Source organism: Streptomyces sp. SP17BM10 (assembly GCF_036322405.1).
Lineage (GTDB): Bacteria > Actinomycetota > Actinomycetes > Streptomycetales > Streptomycetaceae > Kitasatospora.
Genome location: NZ_JAQYXB010000260.1, coordinates 1 through 899, shown reverse-complemented (window position 1 = coordinate 899; position 899 = coordinate 1). Strand labels below are relative to the sequence as shown.

Annotated in this window: 2 protein-coding genes; both read right to left on the bottom strand. The window is 72.1% G+C overall.

What is annotated here, in order from left to right:
• A partial coding sequence (locus tag PUR71_RS01130; protein ID WP_329924384.1) for an S-adenosylmethionine synthetase N-terminal domain-containing protein occupies nucleotides 1–387 on the bottom strand: 387 nt, incomplete at its 3' end.
• Nucleotides 388–565: 178 nt separating this feature from the next.
• On the bottom strand, nucleotides 566–899 hold a 334-nt coding region (panD, locus tag PUR71_RS01125), incomplete at its 5' end, for an aspartate 1-decarboxylase (protein WP_329924383.1).

Sequence of the window (899 nt, the reverse complement as noted above, 5' to 3'; positions counted from 1 at the left end):
GTCGCCGGCGCCCTGCTTGTCCAGGTCGTCCTCGTCGCCCTCGACCCGAGCCTCGTAGGCGGTGTCGACGCCCTGCGCGATGTCGGGCGACTGAGCACCGATGGACACCGACACGCCGCAGGAGGCGCCGTCGAAGCCCTTGGCCGAGCTGTCGTAACCGATCTCAAGGATCTTGTCCCGGACGAGCTGGGCGATCGGCGCGTACGCCTTCGTCGTCACCTCGCCGGCCACGTGCACCTGGCCGGTGGTGATGAGCGTCTCCACGGCGACCCGGGAGGCCGGGTCCTCGCGGAGGAGGGCGTCGAGGATGGCGTCGCTGATCTGGTCGGCGATCTTGTCCGGGTGTCCCTCGGTCACGGACTCCGAGGTGAACAGACGGCGGGACATGGCAGGTTCTCCGTAACGTGGGGTGTCGAGGTGCTCAGGCCGCTTCGTCGGCCCGGTCCAGCTGCACGGACAGGGAGGGCCCGGAGGCCGAAGGCACCGGTGGTGTGGTCGCGCCAGGCCCCGGCCCGTCCGCGGCCGGCCCCGGCGGGCCGGTCCTCGACCGGCAGGACCACCCGGCTCACCCGGCCAGGACGTCGCCGCGCAGGAGGCCGCTGTCGGCCGGGACGTCGGCCGGGTCGCTGCCTTGGTGGACGATCCGGTTGGTGCGGTCGACGAAGACGACGTGCGGGCGGACGTCGGCCGCCTCGGCGTCGGTCACCGTCGCGTAGGCGATGATGATGACGAGGTCGCCGGGGCTGATGAGGCGGGCGGCGGCGCCGTTGATGCCGATGACGCCGGTGCCGCGGGGGCCTTCGATGACGTAGGTGGACAGGCGGTTGCCGTTGTCGATGTCGACGATGTCGACCTTCTCGCCGGGCAGGAGGTCGGCGGCGTCCAGGAGGTCGGCGTCG